The sequence below is a fragment of the Schaalia sp. JY-X169 genome (genome assembly GCF_014069575.1).
In the GTDB taxonomy this organism is placed as follows: Bacteria; Actinomycetota; Actinomycetes; order Actinomycetales; family Actinomycetaceae; genus Scrofimicrobium.
Map to the genome: position 1 here is coordinate 1,904,238 of NZ_CP059675.1, position 23,788 is coordinate 1,928,025.

General features: G+C 60.2%; 13 protein-coding genes and 1 tRNA gene. 3 read left to right on the plus strand and 11 right to left on the minus strand.

Going from position 1 to position 23,788, the window contains the following annotated elements:
- Positions 1-364: 364 nt before the first annotated feature.
- Positions 365-775 carry a hypothetical protein gene (locus tag H2O65_RS08345; RefSeq protein ID WP_182141263.1) on the plus strand — a complete coding sequence of 137 codons (411 nt, stop codon included), beginning with the start codon at positions 365-367 and terminating at the stop codon, positions 773-775.
- Positions 776-865: 90 nt separating this feature from the next.
- On the opposite strand, the gene H2O65_RS08350 is transcribed toward H2O65_RS08345, so the two are convergent.
- Positions 866-1,282 carry a hypothetical protein gene (locus H2O65_RS08350; protein WP_182141264.1) on the minus strand — a complete coding sequence of 139 codons (417 nt, stop codon included), beginning with the start codon at positions 1,280-1,282 and terminating at the stop codon, positions 866-868.
- A gap of 61 nt (positions 1,283-1,343) precedes the next feature.
- On the opposite strand from H2O65_RS08350, the gene H2O65_RS08355 reads away from it, so the two are divergent.
- A complete protein-coding gene (locus H2O65_RS08355; protein ID WP_182141265.1) occupies positions 1,344-2,330 on the plus strand; it encodes a phosphatase PAP2 family protein in 987 nt (328 codons plus the stop codon).
- Positions 2,331-3,190: 860 nt separating this feature from the next.
- On the opposite strand, the gene H2O65_RS08360 is transcribed toward H2O65_RS08355, so the two are convergent.
- Positions 3,191-4,759, minus strand: coding sequence for an aspartate:alanine exchanger family transporter (locus H2O65_RS08360; protein ID WP_182141266.1), 1,569 nt, complete (start codon positions 4,757-4,759; stop codon positions 3,191-3,193).
- Positions 4,760-4,807: 48 nt separating this feature from the next.
- A complete protein-coding gene (locus H2O65_RS08365) occupies positions 4,808-5,464 on the minus strand; it encodes a hypothetical protein (RefSeq protein ID WP_182141267.1) in 657 nt (218 codons plus the stop codon).
- Between the two features lie 103 nt (positions 5,465-5,567).
- Here H2O65_RS08365 and H2O65_RS08370 point away from each other — a divergent pair, with 103 nt between their 5' ends.
- Complete coding sequence (locus tag H2O65_RS08370) at positions 5,568-6,536, plus strand: lysylphosphatidylglycerol synthase transmembrane domain-containing protein (protein WP_182141268.1); 969 nt, start codon at positions 5,568-5,570, stop codon at positions 6,534-6,536.
- Here H2O65_RS08370 and H2O65_RS08375 read toward each other — a convergent pair.
- The 8 genes from H2O65_RS08375 to H2O65_RS08410 all read right to left on the minus strand — a co-directional run bounded on the left by H2O65_RS08375 (position 6,533) and on the right by H2O65_RS08410 (position 23,604).
- Complete coding sequence (locus H2O65_RS08375) at positions 6,533-7,114, minus strand: 1-acyl-sn-glycerol-3-phosphate acyltransferase (RefSeq protein ID WP_182141269.1); 582 nt, start codon at positions 7,112-7,114, stop codon at positions 6,533-6,535. The two genes, H2O65_RS08370 and H2O65_RS08375, sit on opposite strands and share 4 nt — an antisense overlap.
- 26 nt (positions 7,115-7,140) lie before the next feature.
- Positions 7,141-7,878 carry a VIT1/CCC1 transporter family protein gene (locus H2O65_RS08380; protein WP_182141270.1) on the minus strand — a complete coding sequence of 246 codons (738 nt, stop codon included), beginning with the start codon at positions 7,876-7,878 and terminating at the stop codon, positions 7,141-7,143.
- Positions 7,879-7,885: 7 nt separating this feature from the next.
- Positions 7,886-8,386, minus strand: a complete 501-nt coding sequence (gene bcp / locus H2O65_RS08385; protein WP_182141271.1) for a thioredoxin-dependent thiol peroxidase — start codon at positions 8,384-8,386, stop codon at positions 7,886-7,888.
- Between the two features lie 252 nt (positions 8,387-8,638).
- Positions 8,639-8,720: transfer RNA gene (locus H2O65_RS08390), tRNA-Leu, on the minus strand.
- Between the two features lie 132 nt (positions 8,721-8,852).
- Positions 8,853-10,781 (minus strand): cell wall-binding repeat-containing protein, encoded by a 1,929-nt coding sequence (locus H2O65_RS08395; RefSeq protein WP_182141272.1) that lies wholly within the window; start codon positions 10,779-10,781, stop codon positions 8,853-8,855.
- A 295-nt stretch (positions 10,782-11,076) separates the two neighbouring features.
- Complete coding sequence (locus H2O65_RS08400) at positions 11,077-13,470, minus strand: LuxR C-terminal-related transcriptional regulator (protein ID WP_182141273.1); 2,394 nt, start codon at positions 13,468-13,470, stop codon at positions 11,077-11,079.
- 101 nt (positions 13,471-13,571) lie between these two features.
- Positions 13,572-16,118: a LuxR C-terminal-related transcriptional regulator gene (locus H2O65_RS08405; RefSeq protein WP_182141274.1), complete on the minus strand. Its 2,547-nt coding sequence runs from the start codon at positions 16,116-16,118 to the stop codon at positions 13,572-13,574.
- A gap of 133 nt (positions 16,119-16,251) precedes the next feature.
- Entirely contained in the window at positions 16,252-23,604 is a 7,353-nt protein-coding gene (locus H2O65_RS08410) for an isopeptide-forming domain-containing fimbrial protein (RefSeq protein ID WP_182141275.1), read from the minus strand.
- Positions 23,605-23,788 lie beyond the last annotated feature (184 nt).

The following is a 23,788-nucleotide window of genomic DNA, read 5'->3' on the forward strand; positions in this document are numbered from 1 at the left end:
ATTCAGCCATCTTGAGGCGCCTTCAGTAATGCAACAGGGTCTTGACCAGCGGGTTTGTTGCAGGCCGCACGGCGAGCACGGCACGACACATCTGCCCGACTTGGGCCCTTTGTCCCACCCGTACAGCATCTTTCACACATCTTTACCCACCCGTCTGGGACTAACGGGCTAGGAAGCGGGGCAACTACCCACCCGTTTCACAGAATCGCCCCACCCGCCCTTGCCACAGACGGTGTTTCGTCGCAATTGCCACATTTCGCCCTCGACATCGCAACATTTCACCCGGGGTTGTGAACAATGGACAGAGCCCACCTGCGTGGGAGCCCCGGTTAGTCGGGGAAGAACTGAGAAGGGTTACACCGCTATGAAGAAGATTCTTGCCGCCGCTACCGCAACCGTCGCGATCCTGTCGATGGCTGCATGTTCGTCAGGGGGCGCGCAGAGCGGATCAGCCCAGACAGTGGATGAGGCGTGCTCGACCATCATGACCTCACTGGATGAGCTCAGCGCAGAGTTTGCTGACAAGACCGGGGAGTCCGCCGAAGAACTCGGCGAAATGTCGATAGCAACCAAAAACAGCCTCAACGAGCTGGACAAGAAGATCACCAACGCCGAAGTCCGCGAGGTGTGGATGCCGATCTCCGAGCTCCAGGTGAAGGTAATGGAAGCTGCAGCGGCCGAGGATCAGGAAGCCATCATGACTGCCTACACGGAACTGTCGGAGAAGACTCCGGCTTTCGCTGAGGTCTGCGCACCCGAGACGGCCCAGAGCTAGGAGTCCGTCGGCGGTGGGTGCTGCCCCGCCACCTCCGCTCCGCTCCAACCGGAAGCGGGGCTGGCCCGCCACCTCCGGCGGCGCGAGTCCCTAACCCGCCGCCCAGGTGGGAATGCGCATAGTCAGGGCTTCAGTGAGGTCAATCTGCTCTCCGTCACGGCCCCCCTTCCCAAGGATCAGGGTTGGGGGCGACGGCTCTGGCTTTACGCCACGTAGGCGCTGAGCCAGCGTGAGTGGTGCGGTGAGGATGTAGAACTTTCCGTCCTCGTCCACCGCCACTGATTTGTCTGCCTTGAGATACCAGCCGCGATAAGGGGTTTTCGCCTGCTTTCCGTCGCCGGCCCTTACGTGGAGAGGTTCAGGTTCGAGGCCGGTGCGGCGAGCCGCACTAATAAACAGTCTCAAGTATTCGGCGGCCTGAGCACTTTCGGTTGCTTCCCGCTCGCGGAGGCGGTCTGCCTGCAAACGAGCATTCTGGCGTCTTTGCTCTGCCCAAGTTGAGTCCATGCTCATAGCGTAGTGGGAACTGAGTAAAGTTGGAGCAGCAAGAGCCAGGAAAGGAGCCGACGTGAGCGCATCGCGGTACAGTTCGACCGAAACCTACTGGACACCACCGGTGACTCCGCCTGCTCTAACCACGTTGCGCAGCCAGATTGGGCGGCGGTGGGTATGGATGTCGGTCCTTTCCGTCCTCGTCTTCTTCGCAACCTACATCGGGTTGGTGCGAACTCACCTGGGCCAATACATGGAAAATGCGGCCCTGCTGGGGGCCCAGCAGGCAACCCAGGCGGAGGTCGCGGACGCCCTCGACAATCTGGATGTCATATCGGTGACGTCGCTTTGCGTAGTGATGGTGCTGTTGGTGATCCTGGGGGTGATTCGCAGGTCATGGCGGATTGCGGCGGCGGGAATGTTCACACTTGGGGCATCTGCGGTGCTGGCTGAGGTGTTGAAGCGCTTTGTGCTGCCGAGGCCCGACCTGGCGGACATCTACCAGAACAACACACATAACTCGTTCCCCTCTGGTCACACCACGATTGCCATGTCGATTCTGGTTGCGCTGTTGCTGGTGGTTTCGTACCGCTGGCGTGGGCTTGTCATGCTGCTTGCACTGGGATGGGCGACGTCGATTGGCGCGGCCACTGTGACAGCGCGGTGGCATCGACTGTCCGACACAATCGGTGGGGACATGATCGCGATTGGGATGGGCGCGCTGGTTGCGATGTGGCTGCTTGGGCACCATGCGATAGAGGAGAGGACGTCCAAGGTCTACCCCCTGCGCGTGGTGTACGTGGTTTTCCTGGTGGTTGTTGGGGTTGGGTCGCTTGCCGTGGGTTTGATGTTGGGCATCGGGACGATGGCGAACTTTGGCGTGTTGCAGGAGGTCGCGACGTCGTACTCCACGGGCGTTCCGGCGCAGCTCACAGCGCATTTGGACCCGGTCTTTAACGACAATATGTACCTGGCGGCACAGTCGCTGGCACTGGGGTTGTCGACGCTGTCGGCGCTGTGGTTTTGGGCGACGTTCTACAGGTTGGGGACGGCGGCGCCGTAGTCAGCCACCGGCCCTTGTCCCCTGCCCGCCCCACTCGCACCGTCAGCCCCACTCGCACTCGCCCCCGGCGCTACCCCATGTCATAAGGGTGCGCGTTACGCCTAACGGAGCGCGCTTGGCTTGCATAACGGTGTGATTCAAGGGCAAATGGGGCCAAACTCGCTCCGTTAGGCGTAACCCGCTCCGTAAGGAATAACCGGCTCCGGAATACTTGGGTGCCCTGCGCGGCACAACAGTCAAAGGCCCCAATCTTCCAACCCAGACTCACAGGCAGGCTGACCCACGCGGGCCGACCACCAATGCATCAAACTCTCCGATTGCGCTTTCGCCCTCGGTCCCCCGGCGGCCCTTTGGTCCCCCGCAGGTCACATCTGGCATTCGCAGGGACCTGTTTCCTTACCTGTACAGCTCCGAGGACGCTGTGGGGGACCAGGCGGAGTTCACCAGGTTCCCGGCACGCGTAGTCAACACGTTGTAGAAGGGGAATGGACGTCCCTCGGTCTATGCCTTCGCCCTCGGTCCCTCAGACGCACCTTTGTCCCCCGCAAGTGGAAAAAGCAACCCAGGAACGTCTGGAATCTCCCCTCCGGGGGACCAAGGCACCTCTGAGGAACCGAGGCGGACCTCCGTAGGTGCCGTGCACGTCGGGAGCGTGCGGTGACTTTGGGGTTGGGGGCATGGCGGACGCGGCGGCGGGGACGAGGTCGCGGCAGGCGGGGCGGCAGTTTCGGAGGCGCTCCCGCGGCGGGCGCGGCGGCGGGCGCCGGTCAGCGCGGCGGACGCCGGTCAGGGCGGCCTGGGCAGAGCGGGGAAACCACAAAAGGCGGCGGGGGCGCCGTCAGGGTGGAAGCTGGGACCGCCTACAGCACCCACACCAGCGGCACCAGCAAGATTTTCACCAGAATCGCCAGGGCGAACAGCACCGAGTACGCGCTCTCGATCCGCTCATCGCGCACCCGGGCATCAGCCGCCTGGAACACGGCGGGCTGCCCCAGGAACCCAGCGACTCCCCCGGCTGTGCGTGCCGCGGACATTCCTCCCAGCCACCCGGCAACCACCATCACCACGCAACCCACGATCGCAACGATCAGCGCGCACAGCAGTGCCTTCACCCCCAAAGGCCCACGCAGCAGTTCCGCCACCTGCGGACCCGCCGACAACCCCAACGCCGAGAGAAACAACAGCATCCCTAGGTGCCTAACCGTTAGGTTCACCGATTCCGGCATCGACCACACCAGCGGCCCAGTTCGACGCAGGGCCCCAAGAATCAGTCCGACCAGCAGCGGTCCCGCCGCAGCCCCCAACTGGAACATCTGTCCGCCGGGTAGCGGCAGTGACACCATTCCGGCCAGAATCCCCAGAACCAGTCCCACCCCGATCGAGAGTGAGTCAAGCTCCGCAATCGACCTCTGCGAATCCCCTAGGTACTTCTTCACCGCGCCAAGTTCGCTGGCCGGCGCCACCACCGCCAAGATGTCGCCTGCCTGCAACGCCAGATCCTCACGCGCCAACAGGTCCAAGTCCCCGCGTCGCACCCGCGTCACCACTGCGCCGTATTGCGCGGGCAGTTGCAGATCGGCGACACTTCGACCGGGCAGGGAGTCGTTGGAGAGCACAATCCGCTCAAACACCACTTCGGAACGATCATCCGCCAGGTGCCCCGGGACCGGAACACCGATTTCTTCGAGGACGTGTTCGGGACCACCGGGCTCGCCGACAACGACCACTTCGTCGCCCTCGCGCAACTCTTCACCGGGGACTAGGACCCGCGTCTTCCCCTCACGCTTGACGTAGGAGAACCGCACGGTCTGGTCCGCCCACTCGGGAATATCCTTGGGCTGGATCGTCTCCGTCACCCGCACCGTCAGTGCATGCAAACCACGTCCGGCCAGCGGTGGAGTGTCCTTCTTCCCAGTCCACGACAGCCCCGCGATCAGTGTCACGACAACGATCCCCACCAGGACACCAACCGGATACCCCGTCGAGTACCCCACCGCCGGGTCCGTCCCCCCAACCATGCGCGTTGCCGCATCCAACGCCGGAGCAGCAGTCAGGGCGCCCGTAAACAGGCCGGTGCTGAGCCCGCTCGGCAACCCCAGCGCACCACCAACCACTCCCGCAACAATCGCGCCGAGGACGCTGGCGACAACCGCGCCGACCATCAGCGGCACGTTCGACCGCAGCGCCTTCCCCACCGTCGCACCCGACGCAATCCCCACGGTATAAACAAACAGCGCCAGCCCCACCTGTTGGACGAGGCCGAACCCCTCAGACAGTTCCGGGTTGGCCGCAGAAACAATCAGGGCAACAAACAAGGCACCCGCTGCTCCCAGACGAATGGGGCCAATGCGGATGGCTCCGACCGCCGCCCCGAGCGCCACAACTAGAAACAGCGTGAGCAGGGGCTGGCCAACCAGAATTTCTGTCATACCTCAAGGATAGGCCGCCCGCCGTGGGGCTTGTGTATACGTTGAACCTCAGGCGCCCTCGTCCACCACAACGTCGTCCATGTCGATGATGGTCGGCCCGCCCGCCGTCGCGAAATCGATGTCAACCGGAATCTCCGCGTCCCCAAAAGCTCCGTAAACGGACTCAACTATCCCTTTGCCGAGGGCGTTCCCCGCAATCCCGCCGCCCGCCACACCCGCAGCCATGACAAACCAGGTGCGCGGATCTGTCGGCAAACCCACTGCCGGCCGCGCAAACCGGGCAAGATTCTCTATCAACATCTGCCCGATGGGAAGCGCTGCGCTGGCCATGAGCGCATTGCGCACCGCGTCCTGCACGCGGGGGTCAGCCGTGGAAAGTCCCCGCACGCGCGCGTGACCAAGAATGTACAGCGCTGTGAACGACAGCAGGCTCACCGAAGCCGCCCGGTTTATCGCCCTGGTGGGGATCTTCAGGTTCTTCCGCGCTGTGGTGCCAACCCCCTTAGCAACCCCAGTCCCTGCCGCGACGGTGAGGAAGGCAACGTCAAGCCTTCGCAGGGCCTTCTGCCCGTCATTCGTCCCCACACTGAGCCGCTTGAGGAACTTATCCACGCGGCGCTCATGCTTGGCGAGCAGGTTGCCAACCATGTATGCAACCTCATCTTCAAGGGATCTGCCCGAGGACGAAAACAAAGGTTCTGTCATGCCTTCGACCCTACAACGAACCTCCGACACAACGCGGAGAACAAGCTAAAGTTGAGGGAAACCGCCACCTAGGCAGACGAGCCCCACCCGCAGAGGACCAGCAATGACCCTTGCCCCAACCACTCCGACCCCCAAGTCGCAGAAGTGGTGGCAGAAGCGCCCCGCCAAGATCCTCATTGCAGTGCTCTTCGTTGCCATCGTGGTCTTCGTGGTCTCCCGCTCGATCAAACCAGAAGAGTTTGAAAGAGCCTTCAAGGACATGCAGCCGCTGTGGTTCATTGCGGCCTTCGCGATCGGGACTCTCACATGGGTTGGCGCCGCGATCCCCATGAAGGTGTTTGCCCCCATCAAGGTCCCGTTCCGCGACGCCCTCCTCACTCAGGTGGCGTCGTCTTTCGTGGGGGTTGTCGCACCGGCGGGGCTGGGCGCCCTCGCCCTCAGCATCCGTTTCCTAACGAAACGAGGAATGCAGACGTCCCAGGCCGTCGCCACCATGATCCTCATGGAACTGTCCCAGTTCCTCACCTCTTTCATCCTGGTACTCGCCGCAATTTTCCTGGTGGGTGTGGACCCAGACATCAAGATCCCCTGGCACATCGTCGGTTGGGTTGCTTTCGGGGTGCTCGTAGTGGCGCTTCTAGCTCTCGCAATCCCCCAGTCCCGCAAGTGGATCTTCACGCAGGTCAAGTCGGTATGGACGAAGGCCTACCCGCAGGCCGTCTGGGCTTTCAAGCACCCCAAGTCACTGGGTTTAGCGATGTTTGGCGCCCTGCTGCAGACCCTGTCCTTCGCCGGGGCCTTCATGTTTTCCCTACTCGCCTTCGGCGCCACGGTCGACTTCTGGAAGGTGGGGGCCGCCTACCTCGTCAGCAACACGCTTGGCTCCATGATCCCCGTTCCCGGCGGCGTCGGCTCGATCGAAGCCACACTAACCGTCGGCATGACCGCAATAGGTGTTTCCGCTGCCGTCGCGCTCAGCGCAGCCGTCACCTTCCGTCTGGCCACCTTCTACCTGCAGATTCCCATCGGCTGGGTCGCCTTTGAGCACATGCAGCGCAAGAAGATGATCTAGGCGCCCTCGTCCTCAAGACTGATCCGCACCGCACTTTCCAGCCCGGGTCGGAATCCCTTCTTCCCATCGTAGAACGCCCGCAAAACGTCCATGTCCGCCACCACGTTTCCACTGGGGACGAGGGCGGGGCCGAGCCCCATCGTCTTTGTCGTGGAATCAATGAACCCCGGCACGATCGGCAACCCCGCGTCCCGCGCAATGCGGTAGAAGCCGGACTTCCAGTGGTCAGTCTTCTTGCGCGTCCCCTCAGGGGCCAGAATGAGGACTGCCCCGGGGGTCGCTGCCAGCTCTTCACTGAGTGCCTTCGCCATTCCCTGCGGCGCATCCCGGTTGACGGGAATGCCGCCGAGCCACCGCGGCACGAACCCCAACGGGTTATCAAATGCCTGGGATTTGCCGAGCCACCGCACTGGGATCCCTGCTTTCCAAGTGATGGCGAGCATCGCGGCAAAGTCCCAGTTCGAGGTGTGGGGCGCTCCGATGAAGACGGCGCCGTCTTTGGGCCACCCCTCTTCAATGTCGAACCGGTAGCCTGCGAGACGCGTGGCAAGCGAAGCTATTGAAGATTTGAAGGTCATTTTGACATCCTAGATCCGCGACGGGATCAGAATGTCACCAAAGTGCCTGCAAGTGTCGAGATTCCCAAGATCGTCACGCCCACCAGCACGGTGCGGGCCATGGCGCGCCACGCCGATGTGTGTTCAACGAGGTGACCGATCCACCCGGAGATGCCGAGGGCGATCACCACCGCCGCCACCGTGACTTCGCCGCGGATGTCCCAGGGCAGGATCAGCAGGAACAGCAGTGGCAGCACCGATCCGACTAGGAACACCAGGGCGGCCAACCCTGCACGCTGCCACGGCCACCATTTCCCGTGAATGCTATCGAGGCCATACTCTGCATCGAGCTGCGCTGTGAGCGCGTCCTTCGCCATCAGTTCCGTGGCGACGGCGCGGCTGAGGTCGGCTGACAGCCCCTTGTCCATATATATAGCGACCAGTTCGTCAAACTCTTCGTCGGGGGTAGCGAGAAGCGCCGCGCTCTCCCGCTCCACGATCCTTAGCTGCGATTGCCGTTCAGACTCTGACTCGCTGTACTGGCTGGCCCCACTACCGACCATGCCGATCGCGATTAGTGCGAGGACGCCCGTGACCGCCTCCTGACCTGTCGCACCTGCCGTGAGGAGGCCCTGCACGATGGCGGCTGAAGAGATGATGCCATCGTTACCGACAGACATCAGCTCCCGCCATTGCGCGTCCTCGGACGGGTTCCACCGATTTGCGTCACGGCGATGGGTGCGCAGGTACTCGAACGGGTCCCACCGCGACTTCGAGGCTGTCACGACAGGGTCAGTCGAGGCCGAGTGTCTTACGCAGCCGCGCTACATGCCCGGTTGCCTTCACGTTGTACTGAACGACCTCAAGCCGCCCGTCCTTACCAACCACGAAGGTGGAGCGGATGATGCCCAGGAAGGTCTTGCCGTAGTTCTTCTTAGTCCCCCACACACCCCACGCCGTCATGATGGCGTGGTCAGGGTCGGAGCCGAGCAGGAAGTTCAGCTGCTGCTTAGCCTGGAATTTCTCCAGTGACGCCATCTTGTCGGCGCTGATTCCAATGACGGTGTACCCCGCCCCCTTCAGCGAGTTGAGATTGTCCCGGAAATCGCATGCCTCTTTAGTGCACCCAGGCGTACCAGCCTTGGGGTAAAAGTAGACGATGACGCCCTTCGCAGCGTCCTCGACCAACTTCGCCAGCGTCACTTCGCCCTCTGTGGTTGCAATGGTGAATGGGGGCGCAACCTGGCCCACTTCCAACTTGGCGCCGCGCGGCGCTGATGTGCTCTCTGTCATAGACATATTCTGTCACGCACCTCCGACATTTGGAGGTGCCGGGGCGGCAACAGCAGACCGATAGTCGCCGCTGTCCACATAGGTCGCCGATAATTCGCCAAAACAACGGCGACCTGTGGCGACAACGGCGACCTCGACCAAAACAACGGCGACCTCGACCAAGGCAGCACCACGCACCACAAGGCTGGACTACCGGGGGCCGGGCAACAAAATCCCGGGTCACCGTCGAAACGATAACCCGGGACATCACGGTGCGCTCGGGGGGACTTGAACCCCCACGTCGTAAGACACTGGAACCTAAATCCAGCGCGTCTGCCAATTCCGCCACGAGCGCGCGACCGACAGTTATCCTACCCTGAGAACGCCCTCGGCAATAACGGGGATGTGCCACACTGTCACGTCCGCGGGAATCCGCCTGCAAGCACGCCTCAAGCGCAAGGGCCCGCCGCCATCCCGCAAGATACCCCTACTTACACTCCGTCAGGCTCGCAACCGAGCTGCTCAGCGCGCCGGTCCCGCCCACCAGGTTGACTTGGGCCACCTTCGAATCCGCGGTCTTGATCTGCTTCGACACCACTGAGCCAGGAATGCACGCCCCATTCGACAGCACGAGGCGTTGCGTGGGGTCACCCGCCGGGGCCGCCGCCGACAGCGCATCCGGGAAGTTCCTCCCGGTCGCCACCCAAACATCCGTTACGGCCTCGCCAGACACCTTGCCGATATAGGTGTTTACGGCGGCGTTCGTGCTGTAGCGACTATCCCCCGCCAGCCGCTCAACTTTGAAGTTTGCTGCCAGATTGGTTTGGACATTTCGACCGACAGCACCTTCGCCACCGACAATAACGGCCTTGCTGGTTGCCTTCTTTAGCCCTGAAACCACGTCGGCCGACATTCCCTTCCCGGTGACGCCATCGACGAGGACGACCGGCGCCCCCAATGCCCCACCTGCGGCGGCAGCTGACAATGCATCCGGGTAGTCACGCCCTGTTGCCACAAACACGAGTGGAATCGACTGCCCCTGGAAGAACCTCTTGTAAATGTTCGCGGAGGTTTCATAACGATCAGCGCCCGCAATACGCTCCGGGGTCACTCCCGTGGCTCGCTTCAATTGATTTGCGACGTTGTCTGAGACCGCGCCCGTTCCACCAACTATGAATATCTGTGATGGGTTCTTAGCCTTGACCGCATTGATCACCATCTGGTCGGCACTGGAAGGCTTGGTGAGGAACAGGCTCCCACCCAGCTTTGCGACTGCGGGCCCGATCGAGAGCGCGTCCGGGAAGGACGCTCCAGTCGCGATGAACACCGGCTTGGCACTGCACGACAGCGCCTTATTGACCGCACAGCTGGTGGAGTAACGGCAATCGCCAGAGACGCGCTGGACGGGAATTTCCGCCACATTGACCCGAGCTGTCTTGGTAAACGTTTTCTGAGTGGCCAAGTCTTTCACCGTGTATGTGGCATCCACAGCCTTGCCTGCTTGGGCGTTCGTGAGCTGCAATGTCTTGCCCGACTGGATGGTCTTTCCCCCGACTGCCCAAGAGAACGACTCCGTTACGCCTTGACTACCCGCTCCCGCGACGGCTGTCGCCATGGTGAGCGTGGAACCCGACGCGGCTTTGCCCGCAATGCTCACTGACAGCGTCAACGCAGGTTGGGCGGGCACAGTAGATCCCCCTGTCGGCGTTCTGTCGACGTATCCAGTCTTGGAGGGGTTGCCCGCAACGTAGAGCGTCCAGTAACTTCCAACCTTCGCCACGCCCGCCGCGCCCATTTGCCCGTGCTTGTCCATCAACCACTCGCGGTGCTTGGTTGAGTTCAACCACGCGTTCGCCACCTGCTGCTCGGTTGAAAAACCTTTGCCGATCAGGTCACCACCCAATTGCCATCCAGCGTTCTTCGCAAATGATGCCTGGTACCTGTAGTCATAAACCTCATACATATGGACGAACTTGTTCACCTTGTTCATGTAGGTCGACCACGTCAGCGCCGCATCGTACATGGGCTGCACGTTGAGGAGTGGGCTGAGCCCCGCCTTCTTACGTTCCTGGTTGATGATGCCGAGGGCGACATCGCCTGGAACCGTCGTGGTTGTGGCCGAGGCCGCCATCAGGCCCACTTGCTCAAGGCCATCGCCCTCGTCTGCCACGAGCCCCTCGGGCACAACCGGCTCGAGCACTTCAGTGGACTCACCCGTCCCCTCACCCGCGTCTTCCACGGTGTCTGGAACCTGTGCTACAACGTCCTCCTGCGTGGCCTTCTCATCCGAAGTGACCGTTTGACTCTCTTCCGCCTGTGAAGAATCCGCAACCGGCATCGCCACTGCTGGGAGCGCCGTTGCTCCCAGTGACAAACCAATAAGCCCCGCCAAACCAACTCGAACCCAAGGGCTCAAGAAACCCCTATTGCTGTCGCGCTTATTGCTAAGCATCGACAATCACCACCTGTCGCCTTTGACATCCTGCATTTGACCGGTTCACCGTGCAAACCTGGGTTCACCCGACAAAACGCCGACATCAACGAGAAGCGGTGATGTCACAAATCAGCTTAGGTAGCCAGAATTCAATAACAGAGTCATCGGCAAACTGCAAGCGCTCCCACCCGATTCACCACCCGTTTTATGTGTGAGATCAAGCCCAAGGTCCCACGCCCACCCACTGGACCACAGTCACCCACCCGAACAAAACAGATCAGGTGAGCAGTCCCAGCATGTGCGCCGTCGTCAACGCCTCACCCCGCGATGGGGCCCGCAACTTTGCGTAGATGCTCCGGCAGTGACTCTTCAACGTGTTGGGAGAAAGGTAAAGGTCACTGGCAGTTTCAACCATGGTCTTATTCTTGGTCAGCGCCTGCAACACCTCAATCTCCGCTTTGCTGAGGGCCCCGTACTGATGCGCGCGCCCCTCAACACGCGTGGCCTGGAGCGCTTCGACCAACCAACCCATCCCAAGGTCGTCGGCAACTTCCGCAAACATCTCGTAGGGCACCGTCCCCACCAGGGCATCGAGGGCGACCGGCGTCAGTGAAGCCTGCAGTCCCTGCAGTGTCTGCTGCGCTGCCTCGCGGTTCCCCATCCCATATTGGGCAAGCGCCGCTACCAGCTCACTTTCCTGCTGGGTCCGCGCCGAAGTCCCAGCAGGCACCTGCGCTGCGATCCGTGCCGCGTCCTCGTACTGACCTTGAAACAACGCGAGCCGAGCCCTCGACTGGCGCAGCCCTGTCGACTCCTGCGAGCCGGGAAGGTTTGACAGCGAGGCGATCTGCTTCGCCGCGTCCTTGTACCTTCCCGTCGTCGTCGCCAGATCGGCCAGACGCCACCCCAACTTCAGTTGCCAGTAGGGAGAAAGCACGCGCCCCACCGCCGCCTGCCTCATCCGGCTGTTCATCTGCACGAGGGCGTGCCCGCTACCACGCAAACGCCCCGTGACCAGGCTCTCAGCCATGACAACCATGGGCCACTGTTCCATTCGGTCCATCGCGGGGATCAGCCGTTCCAGCGCACCTGTGGCCGGAGCGCAATCACCCTTCTGGTACGCCGTAAACACCCGTGCGATGTCTCCGTCTGTCCACGAAAACTCTGGAGCTACGAACTCCGCGTTGGCCGCAAGCGCGTCAGCCCTCTCCAACGCGGCGGCTGCAGCGTCTCCTTCTCCCTGCAGACTGTGCGCCAGTGCGGCCAACGAAAGTGCGTGCACCTGTTCGAGGACGTTTCCCTGTTCGAGGGCGATGTCCAGTCCCCACCGCGCCGCCTCCAACCCGACGTTGAGGTCCCCTACCAGCACCCCGGTCAGCGAGATGACTGCGTAGAGGATCGGGGCTTTGGGGTTGGCGAGGACGCCTTGGCGCAGCCTTTCATCAGCCATCTGCTCCATGAGTGCCACGGAGCTGCCCAGGGCAGCGTCCCACATGCCAAGCATCCGCTCCACGGCGATTTTCGATGCGGCAGAGGGTACAGCAACTTGCAGGTCGGGTGAGGCGGAACGTTCGGTCAGTACCCTGTGGAGGCGACCGGCCAGGTCCTCCATCAGTGAGGCGGGCGTCGAGGGTAGCGGTCGTTCCAACACCAGCCTGACCAACATCAGGGTGGGATGTTCTTCCAACTGTTCCAAGGGGAGGTTGCGCACCGCCTCAAGCGTTGTCTCCCCACCATCGAGGGTCTCCTGGAAATGCACATGCGCCACGTCCTGTGCGTCCTTGAACGCACCCAAGGCGACCAGATCAGCAACGGCTTGTGGCGGCGATTCATCGCCACGGGCGAGGGCGTGACGTCGCTTGAGTTCACGTAACTCCCAAGCCTCCCAATGGTGGGATCCCTGGTGCATCAACCCGGCCCGCAGACCCTCCCTCACTGCGTAGTGGGTGTGTACTTCACGCTCGTCGTCCCCATATGCTGCGCTAGAAGTCACCGCTTCCACAACGCCCTCGGCCTGCAACCGTTTCATGGTCGTCTCTGCGTCGCTGCAACTGATGCCGAGGGCGTCCCCGAGTAGCTCGGGACGCACCACATCGAGGGACGCAGCAGCAAAGAGTGCCTTTTTTGCCAAGTCGCCGGGCAGATTGTCGTAAATCGTTGCAGCCAACTGACCGAGTACTTCACCGGCGTCCGCACCGTCGCGATGGGCACTGAGGGCCACGCGAGTTCCTAGCGGCCAACCCGATAAAGACTTCAGCAGCGGGGCCCGACTCTGGTAGTCATCGACATCCAGAAGGTCGGCCAGCTCGGCGACCTCGTGGGACTCAAGGCGGAGGTCGGTCGCGGTGATGGCGAGGTCGGACGCGATGCTATCCAGTCCGCATCGACCCGACACTACGATAGCGTGCTCCCCACGCTCGGCAACCAGCTCTTTGACTGCCGTCTCGGCAAGCCGATTGTTACAGTCATCAATGATGATTGTGGCGTCACCGGAGTCCCCAAGAAGTGCTTCAACCACGCGCGGCAAATTGCGGATGTCATGATCGGCTAGGGAAAGCCACTGCACTGTCTCTCCGTGCTCCCGCTTGGCACGGGCCCACTGGCTGAGCAACGTGGTCTTGCCGTAGCCCGCCGGAGCCTGAACAGTCACGATCATTCCGGGGACGGTCACACACCACAGCCTCTGCTCAAGGGCAGGGCGATGAAGCACCTTCACACGGACCGCAGGGATCATAACGATCCATGGTACGCCCTCACCCTCTAACTCACCCGCTAAAGGAGGCCCAAACCGCGCGCAACACTGAGCATGTCCGCTTTGCTTGTCACATCCAACTTGGAATAGATCTGCCTCAAGTGTGCCTTTACAGTGTTGGGCGAGAGGGATAGCTCCACTGCCGCCTTGTTGATTGTGCTCGCGTTCCCAACAGCCTGAACGATCGCTCGTTCGCGCGTGGTGAGGGGCTCAATCGTCCTCGATCGGTAACGCGCAGGGACCGCCTCAATAAGCTCAATAAGACGGGAATCACCCTTGTGGTGGGCGGCCTCAGCCAAACCGTGTAGAACTCCGTAAGGAATGGTCGGCAGGATCATCTGTACTTGGCCACGCCCCGCTCGCAGGTCAACACCATGTAGCAGGGATAGTGCCATTGCTTGGTCGCCTGCGGTGAAAAACGCGGCGGCCCCGAGCAGCATCGCACTCTGTGCGTGCAGACCCGTGGATCCGGCCTCTAGTAGCTGCTCGGTTATGCGGATGGCTTCCAACGGCTTCCCTTGGTGGAACGCCAAGCGCCCGGTTGCCAGGATGACGTCACGGGTTTGCTCAAGTGGAACCTCGAGCACTGCCTGTGCAACCAGAAGATTTGAGTCGTGTATTGCCAGGTTCGCCATTGTGGCGGCCAGCAACGCTTCGGTGTAACCGGAGAGTCGAGGATCAGCACGTTCCTGCAAGCGCCAGCGTAATTTCTCAAGTGCGGGGCGGCTCCCCCGGCTTGAGCGGAGGACCCAAGACTCGATAACTGCGAAAAGTGCCCACTGTTCCATCCGCGGCAAGAGGTGCTCTATCGAAGTCAGGAACTGCGCGGCTTCCTGGTTCTTCCCCCCGAAGAGGGCGACCATGGCGCGCGCTATCGTCCCATTGATTAGGTCAATCTCTACGGTGCTCGCTTCAGCCGATGTCCTGATGGCATCTGCCCGCTTCAAGTACCGGGCAGCTTCTTCTGGATTCACCTGCATGGCATGAAGCAGCGCCAGCCGCTCCAGCGTGGCGGCCTGCACGGCTGGGACCAGCTCATCTGTCGCTACCCGCAACGAACGGCTTGAAGTCCGCTCCGCCAACTCGTAGTCGCCCGTCAAGATGCCGGTTAGGCTTGCAACTGCATACATTAGCGGCAGTTCCGAGGCCGTCCCCCAGTATGTCCTATGACGGTGCTGTGAGAGGCGCAGCTCCAACTGCTCCGCTAGGGTAGACGCCTTCTCCCAGTGACCCAAGATCCGCTCTGCCGCAACCAGGTAAGTGAGGTGGACAGCGTCCGCATCACCCAGCTTGGCGCCATTTGCCGAGTACACGGCATCGGCAACCCGCGTCGCAATTGAGCGCACCTGGTCAAGTGGAACGGAGGCATCGTTGAGTTGAAGCAGCATCAGAAGCGCCAGAAGTGTCGGTAACCCTGCCAGATCACTTTGAGGTATTTGCTCCAGTTTCCGCACTACTGGCCCCGGAGCGCTGGTGATGCGGGAGAAGAAGCGGATCGCCAGGGTTTCGGCCTCGTCCAACTGTCCGTTCTCCAGCAGCAAGACAAGAGCATCGGTTGGATCGTGTTCGGCGAGGTCGCGGGCGTGCAGAAGCCTGATCCGCGCAACGTCTTCATCATCCAGAAACGCCTCCTGGAACCGGGTCAACGTGTGTTTCAAGCCGCGGTGGGGCACGTAAATCCCACCCCCGCGCACCCAACGCCTCTCAACTAGACCGCGAGAGCTCAACTCAACCAAACACTGCTGCAAGTTCGCTGGGGGCAGTCCTGTTGCTTCCAGAAGCACAACCGCGGAGGTGCCCCCAACAGCTGCGATTGTTGAGAAGACTCGGGACGCTTCCACCGTGAGTGACGCGGCATCGATGCGTTCTAGGAACAGGGCCAATCCAAGATCATCCGCTCCATCACAGGTGCCCTGCAGAATCGATGAGGTCGCAAGCGGCCACCCACCGATCTCAGTTATCAGTTCAAGAGCCTCGCCTCCTGCCGCCGACAGCTGAGAAAAACCAGGCAGTGCTGCAACTTCTTCAGGAGTGAAAGCCAGATCCCGCGCGAAAAGTACCTTGCTGTCGACCTGTGACGTAACAAGTGGGGTGTCGAAAGAGGCGAAGCGGCGCCCGGACATAACAAGATGAATATGCTCGCTACTCATGAAAACGCGGAGCAAACGGTCGTCAAGATCCGGGTTGGTGATCTGCTCATAGTCATCCAGGACGACGACGACTGGTTCGATCAGGCCCTCAACCCACTGCAGGCCGCGTTCCCTCGCCGCCGCAATGCTGCTGCTGCGCTGGGGTGACCCCTGCAACTTAAAGCTGAAGTCCGCAACCTGCTTCCATAGGGAAAGTGGTTCTTCGAGGTCGGCCGCGCTTAGACGTAGAAGCGGGACGCCCTCGGGCAAAGACGCAGTCCACTGTCGGAGCAGCTCAGTCTTCCCGTAACCAGCCGGAGCAGAAAGAACTGTCAGCGGCGCAAGGTCCACCCCGGGAGTGCCAAGGCGCTCAACAAGCTGCTGCCGCTCCACAGGCGTGCTTGAACCCAGGTTCACAACTCCACTTTCCACTGCCATCAAGTACTTCTTGCCCCAAGCACTCTACCGCGTTCAGCGTTCTTTTCAGCGCGCGCGAAGGACCCCCGGGGTTTTCACATCCCGGGGGTCCTCTCACTCACGGTGGCGCCATCACCTTGGCGTCACCACTTGCCTATGCGCTGAGGTGCTGTCCGCGTCCTCTGGTCTTACTGGCACGTAGAGCAATGTAGCCGCCTCCCAGAAGCAGCAGCCCGCCACCAAGAACGAGGCCGACGTTTGCCCCTGTAACCGGCAGCTTCCCACCGGAACCAGGAACCGTGTGGTTCGTGGTGCACTTATCTGCAACACACTCCCCCAGCGGAGACGCAGGCGTGGCAACGTTCTTGAACTTGACGTTCTTCGCATCTGCGTTGACCTTCACCTTGTAGGAGACGGTCACAGATTCACCGGTTGGAACCTCTGGGACACTCCACGTCAGCGTCTTGCCATCCTCTGAAAGAGCCAGTTCATCATTCAGGCTGTCCTTCACAAGGGTGGCGTGCTTGAGCACATCGGTAAGGTTGTCCTCTACCAACGCATCAAACAGGTTGACTTCCCCGGTGTTCGTTACCTTCAGCGTGTAGGTGACGATTTCGCCTGGCTTCACTTCTGAGCCTGACTTGGCAACCGAAGACTTCTCCAGCTCCCAGGTTGGTGCTTCAGGAACCCTGACGCAACCTGGATCGTTGACTTCAACCTCACCGGAAACCATCCCCAGCTGGTTACCAAGCGGAATACCGTACCCTCCGGCCTCGCACTCTTCAGGTAGCGGAACACTCTCTACCTTGGCAGGATCCACGGCAATTTTCGCGGTGACCGTGAACTTATCTGAGGCTCCGGGGGCAAGACGACCCGCAGCGAAGACCCAGTTTCCTTCAGCCGGCTTCGAGGGCGCTACAACACGCGCATCCTCAGTCGGTGCAACCGCCGCAGCAGTCCAGGTGGTGCCTTCAACCAGTGTTACCCCTGTTGGGAAAGCATCAGGTGTATCTGTCAGTTCGTAGACAACGTCAATGTCGTTGTCGTTGCGGACCGTGATGTCGTAGCTAACAGTGAACGTACCGTCGGCGTTCTGGATCGGATCCTGACCAACCTTAGTCGCGGATGGCGCAGCAGGTTCAGTGCAGGCTTCCACGTCAGTGTCAGTTCCTCCACTGCTCATTGTGGCCGTGTTCAAGAAGCCACCGCGCTCGTCCTCTCCGGTTGCGGAACAGGATGCAGTGCCCTTTTCAAAGGCGGCATTCCCAGCCTCGGCAACCACAACGACCTCGTAGGTGTGCGTGGCGCCGGGGGTGATGGTCTTGCCCGTAGCCAGCTTCGCCACCCAACCAGTGGAATCAAAGTCGCTGACAGCTCCTGCCGGTTCAGGCTTGACCTGCTGCCAGGTGGCAGAAGTAGGTGTCAAACCGTCCCCGTAATCCAGCGTATCGGTCAGGTCATACTTAGCCGACAAACCGTTAGGGTTGCCCTCACCCTTTTCAGGTAGGGCGACTGTGACGTCGTACGTGACTGTCCAACTACCGTCATCATTCTGAGTCGCTACCTTTGCAGTCTTATCAACCGAGGGACGAACCAGTGTGTCAATTGGAAGGCAAGCATCGTCTTCCTGGTCAGTGCCTCCCGTTGAGAGTTGTGCGGTGTTGAAGAAGCCCTTACCTGGCGTCCCACCGTTCTCACAACCTGCGTCGGCAGGCGGGATCGGACTGTTGATAGTCACGGTCCAAGAGACATCCCATGTGTGAGTCTGCCCCGCTGCTAGCGCCTTATCTTCGGCAATCGTTCCACCGGCCGCTGGCAACGTGACGCTGCCATCTTCCCCACGTAGCTTGGCAGTGCCACCATTGATGGTCACACCAGTAGCGAATGCGGGCGTATCGGTCAGATCGTAAACGGTGGCGGAATCAAGTCCTTCACCACTCACAGTGATCACATACGCAACGGTCCACTGGCTCGGGTCCGAAGCAGACTGAGTGGAATGGACTCCATCCTTCTGGATGGAAGGTCGACCCGGTTGTGCACAGTCATTGTCTTCAACTGTTCCACCCGGCCAGACGACGGTTGCTTCGTTGAGGAAGCCACCCCCATTGCCGCTACCCTCTGCCGCACACTTCAATGCGCCAGGGTTCTCCCAAGCTCCGGGAGCAACCTTTGCGTTGACGGTGACGGTGTATACGTGATAGTCGCCGCCGGCAATGTACTGACCATTTGCTAGTTGAGCCGAGGTCGTACCTTCCGCGAAGGCTCCATCAGTCGGGCCTGTCCACGACGCCGAAGTCACGGTGATCCCACTACCAAACTTCAGGTCATCAGTCAGGTCGTAAACCGTGCCGTTCTCGCTCGAGTTAGTGACAACAACGTCGTAGACGACACGCCAGTTCCCATCGGTATCAACCTGGTTGAAGCCAACAAGACTCTTGCTGAATGAAAGGTCCGGAACAGGAATAGACCCACAGGCTTCATCATCGGCCTCGAACCCACCTGAGACGATGCCCAGACCATTGGCTAGGCCAATACCGGTACCGCCTCCTTCACAGTCTTCAAACTCACCTAGCTCTGAGACGTCCAGCTTCACCTTCGCAGAAACCAGGAAGGAGTATGTGGTGTTTGCTGGGATAGAACCCTCAGCAATCACCCAGTCCCCTGCAGCGGGCGGTGTGGCAGTTGTGGGCAAACCAGCATCAGAAGTTACCTGATCGTTGCTCGCAACACTCCAGCCATCGACCAAACTCACCCCTGCTGGCAGACCCGCCGGGGTATCCACGAGGCGGTAAGTGAGATCCTGAGCTTCCGCCCCGGATTCACCACCAGTCGGGTTCGTGACCGTGGCCAAATAAGAAACCGACCAGGTTCCATCACCGTTATCAACAGCGTCGTTTGCGACCTTCTCAATCGATGGCGCGGCAGGCTCTGAACAAGCATCCGCCTCGGATTCGGTCGAGTTGGACGTCAGTACCGCCCGGTTCAAGAAACCGGACTTCTCTGCCCCGTCCTCGCCCGCAACACATACATCCGTTCCGCCCTCGAACGCTGAAGACTTAGCGTTCGCAACTACGGAAACCTTGTAAACATGCTGTGGATCTTCGGTTGTGATGATCTTCCCGGACGCGAGTTGAGCGCTCCAGCTACCTGTGTTGAAGTCCGAGACACTACCCGCAGGTTCGGGCTGAACCTGCTGCCAGGTGGCGGAAACAGGTGTCAGACCATCCCCGTAGTCCAGCGTATCGGTCAGGTCATACTTGGCCGACAGACCACCGGGGTTCAGACCCTTGGTCGGTAGGGTGACAACGACCTCGTACTCGATGCCCCAGGTCCCGTCATCATTCTGGACGGTGCTGAGAACGTTCTTCTCAACCGATGGGTTCACCGCCGGGGTGATTTCTCCACAGGCATCATCTGTCTGGGTGGTTCCACCGTTGACCAGACGAGCCTCGTTGAAGAATCCGTGTCCCGCTCCCGAAGCCTCACACTCGGCGAGGTCAGCAGGAATCCTTGCGGGAATCCGCACGTCCCAGGTCACCTGGTAGCGCACCATTCCGCCACGCGGAACTTCCACTCCTCGCTCGATCAACCAGGCATCGTCACCATCAACTGCAACGGTACCTTCGGTGACCTCAGTGCCGCCCTCGTTGGGGTAGGGAGACAACCAGGTGCCTTCTACCAGTTCCACACCGGTTGGGAAGCCTGGCTCATCGTAGACGTCCACGTAGAAGGAAGCAGTGGGGCTTCCGAGGACGAATACCGAGTAGCCAACCGACCAAACATTGGGGTCGTCGGCGTGTGGCTGCGCGAAGAGGAACTGCTTGTCGATGCCAGGTCGCTGCGGTGATGCGCAGTCTTCTGCGTCATCGCTTCCGCCAACCCACTCCAGGTGAGCCGTGTTGAAGAAGCCGCCGTTTGCCGGTCCCCCCTGCGCCGCGCACTTGGTGGGTTGGGTATCAGCAGTCCAGGCACCCGGTTCAACGCTGGCGTTGACCGTCACCGTGTAGGTGTCGGTCTGCTCTGCGGGAAGAGCCTGGGAGGTCGCTAGTGTCACCGAAGTAGCACCGCTAGCGATTGTTCCAGTTGCTGCCCCATCACGACCGGTCCACTGTCCACCCACAACCTTGATCTGCGACTGATCGAACTTGATTCCGTCGGTCAGGTCGTAGGTCTGCGCAAACTCGCTGTTGTTGGCCACAGTCACGTCATAGGTGACGTCCCATGTTCCATCAACGCGCTGACTTGAGGACTTCCAAGTCTTGTCAAGGTCGAGGTCGCCCACGGGAATTGCCACGCAACCCGTGTCCTTATCGTTGTGTTTGCCGGACGTTACTTCTGCAAGGTTGGGGAACACAATCCCGTGTACCTCTGTGTCCGCACAGTCCGCAACTGTGCTGTCATTGACAGCGGTTGTTACCTTGACGGTTGTTGAAACCGTGTAGGTGTAGTCAGTTCCTGCGGGAATACGCGCGCCGTCGACGAGTGTCCAGGTGCCAGTCCCGTCAAACGTGTCACCATCAAGCGGTGTGGCTTCTGGTGCTGTTGCCACCCAGTCACTCAAGCGTTCAACACCAGTAGGCATCGGATCAGGAGTGTCTGTGAGGGTGAAAGGCAGTTCGGAGTCTGATGGATTCGACACGGTCACGTCATAGGTAAGCGTCCAGGTTGTGCCATCAGCGCCAAGTGTTGCGGACCGTCCCGTCTTCTCAACGGAGGGGATTGCCGGCGTCGAGCAGGCATCGTCAACAACGTGACCACCGGAGTAGTCCAGGGTTGCAACGTTAAGGAAGCCCCCTGCATTCTGTGTTCCCGATGCGGAGCACTTCAATGCATCACTGCCCCATGCGCCCTCGGCCACCGAAGCATTCACAGTTACCGTGTACGTGTGCTCGTACGTGTTCTTCGGGTCGGCATCCTTCGAACCACCGATGGGGCGATCATCAGCCATTTGAGCCGATGAGGTCCCCAAGTTGAAGCTGCCGTTCTGGGGATTCTGTGACGATACCTGGTCAGGGTTGTTCCCCGTCAGTACCCAAGAAGCGTTGTTGACCGTGATGCCTGCACCGAACTTCAACTCATCACTCAGGTCATACGTGGTGCGACCATAGTGGGGATCCTCTGCAGTTCCCGTGTTCGGCATGGAAACGACAACGTCGTAGACGATTGTCCACGTCCCATCGTCTTCAGCCGTGGTGCTAGCGACAGACTTGTCCATGTTCAACTGGGTCATCTCGATCGCAACACAGCCATCATCAGATGCTTCGAAGCTGCCGGTCTTGATGGTCGCGCCATTGATGAGAGCGAGGCCGGTCTTACCCGTGTCCTCACATGCCTCGTTACCAACAGCAACGGTGCGGTCAACTTCCACAACAGCCTTGATCAGGTATGTGTGCGTTGCGTCTGCAGTAAGCGTTCCCGTGGCAATCTGCCACGGATTGTTAGTGCCCTTGGTGGGCTGGGATATGGTTCCCGCGGGATTTCCAGCCTCAACTGTCCAATCACCCACCTGTGAAACACCTGCTGGCAGAACCGGAGGTGTGTCAGTCAGCGTGTAGTCAAGTGCAGCCTCTGTTGGGTTGCTGACCTCAATCTTGTAAACGAGGTCGTAGACCAGCCCTGGTCCGGCACGCTTCGTGGCACTCTGTCCGGTCTTGACGATCTTGGGAGCACCTGTTTCATGGGTGGTCTCCCGGCAGTTGGGATCTTCTACTGCACAGTCTGTCGGAGGCGTGACTGTGTCAGGAACGGTGACAACATTCTTCAGTGTCACGCCCACGGCACTGTCCTTGACCTTGACCGTGTACTTCAGCGTCGTGGTTGTCTTGGCAGTCAGCGTGCCAACGTTCCACGTCAGTTGGTCACCGGTAACGACCGCACTGCCTTGCCCTGCCACGATCGAGCCAGAATCGAGAACCGCGTACTTCAAAACCTCGGTGAGGTCGTCATTGACAACAACGTCCTTCACATCAACGTTCGACGTGTTTTTTGCCGTAACGATGTACGTGATGTCCTGGCCCGGCTTTACAGTCGAACCACTCGCAGGGTTAGAGGACTTGGTTAGCTCCCATGAACCCGCTTTTGGTGTATTGGTGAAGGTGCAAACCGTTGCAGCGGAGGACTGTGGGATCGTGATGGATCCAGACGTGCTGTTGCCATCCCCACTCTGCGACACGACTGTGTTCCCGACTTTGCAGACCCAGCTAGAGGTGTAGCCGTCGGTAATGTTGCCACCAACCAGTGCTTCACTGAATGTTAGCTTTTGTCCGCGAGTGACCGGCTCTGGTCCGATCTGCTGGGTCTGGAGCCCGTTGGCGGAACCTGTGGTGACTGCGCTAGCAACTTCCTTGTCTGCGTTGTTCAATGACAACTTGAACTGATCAGCGGAGGAAGCTCGATCCACGATGTTCTTCTGAATCGTCAGGGTTGGAGGAGTGGAGCAAGAAGCCAGGTCGGTGCTATCAATGTTGGAATTGTTGAGCTTGGCGGAAGCCTTGTTCCAACCAGGCATTGTGAAGCCGTAGATGGTGGCGTCGTCACCTAGGTAGACCTTGCCATCATTGCCGTAGGCAGCACCATTGATGTTGGACATCCCCGAGTTGGCGCTTCCATTCTCAGATCGGCTGATCTGCTTGCCGGGGTCATTGATCGCACTCTGCAAGCTCGCAGCTGTGACGGTGTATCCGCGGACGGTCGGCCCGTTGCCATGGACGATGAAGAGGTTGCCGTCAACGTCGAATGCCATGTCGCCATTGTTGCTTGCATTGCTTCCGGAGACCGTGGCGGCACTGATGTAGCCCACGTAGCTGTTCGCCTTGGTGGTGACATTGTGCCTGTAGATGTGGAAAGCATTTGAGGCGTATCCACCGAAGTAGTAGTCACCTGTCTTGAGGTCAACAGCTCCCGCAACGAACTGCGCACCCTGGCCCGGTGAGTACTTCCCTCCTTGAGACGTCCAGTTACCGGTAGCAGGATCGTACTTGTAGATCTCTACGGTCCCAACACTGTTGTTGCCGTTCGAGCTTCGTTCATACCCGTACGCAACAGTGCCACCTCCACCGATGGCTAGCCCGTTGAAGGAGGACACGCTAGAAGGCTTGTTGCCCACTTCCTTGACAGCTCCACCAGGAAGCGCCACTTCCTGGATCTGACCTGACTTGGACACCGCGTAGATCGCCTCACATGAAAGCGGGTTGATCGCAGCGGCCAACGGCACGGGGGCTGCAGCACGCTGCTCGATCTTTGCAGGAGTCTCTGCCGGGGTGTCTTCGACGGCATTTTCGAGCAGTTCTTCGACGTCGCCGGACTGCGCCTCATTCGGGCTCAGATCGGTCTCGCTAGTCAAAACAGGCTCACCACTGACAGCAAGGTCTGGTGCGCTCAACGCCAGTGCTGGTACAGAGAGTGCGGTTGGAACAATCAACGCTGTCGCCGCGAGCAACGCGGCCAACACTTGGTTTCGTCTCTTCTTGGGGGCGCTATGCCGACCCTTTGTCTTATTGGTTTGCACCTGGTACTCCATCTTTTGCGGCCTAGGCCTCTGCATCAATGAACCGACACCTGTGCCTTGCTTCCGCGCACAGTTGTTCGAAGTCAATCGACAGGCTTCCACGCCACTGTTTGCGGGTGTCCCCAGATGTGGGTAATTCACCCCTGACTTAATCCCTATGTCGACGGATCTCACATTGATCGAA

Coding starts and splice junctions, on each gene's coding strand:
- H2O65_RS08345 (WP_182141263.1), top strand. CDS start 365: ATGAAGAAGATTCTTGCCGCCGCTACCGCAACCGTCGCGATCCTGTCG.
- H2O65_RS08350 (WP_182141264.1), bottom strand. CDS start 1,282: ATGGACTCAACTTGGGCAGAGCAAAGACGCCAGAATGCTCGTTTGCAG.
- H2O65_RS08360 (WP_182141266.1), bottom strand. CDS start 4,759: ATGACAGAAATTCTGGTTGGCCAGCCCCTGCTCACGCTGTTTCTAGTT.
- H2O65_RS08365 (WP_182141267.1), bottom strand. CDS start 5,464: ATGACAGAACCTTTGTTTTCGTCCTCGGGCAGATCCCTTGAAGATGAG.
- H2O65_RS08370 (WP_182141268.1), top strand. CDS start 5,568: ATGACCCTTGCCCCAACCACTCCGACCCCCAAGTCGCAGAAGTGGTGG.
- H2O65_RS08375 (WP_182141269.1), bottom strand. CDS start 7,114: ATGACCTTCAAATCTTCAATAGCTTCGCTTGCCACGCGTCTCGCAGGC.
- bcp (WP_182141271.1), bottom strand. CDS start 8,386: ATGACAGAGAGCACATCAGCGCCGCGCGGCGCCAAGTTGGAAGTGGGC.
- H2O65_RS08405 (WP_182141274.1), bottom strand. CDS start 16,118: ATGGCAGTGGAAAGTGGAGTTGTGAACCTGGGTTCAAGCACGCCTGTG.